At 63.6% G+C, this 228-nt stretch carries 1 protein-coding gene; it reads right to left on the reverse strand.

From position 1 onward, the window contains the following. Positions 1–228 (reverse strand): integrase core domain-containing protein (locus ACT3TZ_RS15330; RefSeq protein ID WP_444584272.1); only part of this gene is annotated, 228 nt, incomplete at both ends.

A 228-nucleotide genomic window follows, 5' to 3' on the forward strand; every position in this document is an offset into this window, starting at 1 on the left:
GTTGATCGCTTCGCGCCGTTCGTCTTCGGAGTAGAAGGCGTGGGCGTAGAGGCATTCCTCGGAGAGGATCCGCTGGTAGCGCTCGACTTTTCCGTTGTGTCGGGGCGTGTAGGGCCGAGTCCTTTGATGCCGCGACGCGTGCGCGGTCACAGTGCGAACGAAGGTCTTCGCGCGGTAGTTGGAGCCGTTGTCGGTGACCACCCGGACCAGGCGAGTGATGCCGTGAGC

Origin of the sequence: Brachybacterium sp. AOP25-B2-12 (assembly GCF_052378625.1) — a bacterium.
Lineage (GTDB): Bacteria > Actinomycetota > Actinomycetes > Actinomycetales > Dermabacteraceae > Brachybacterium.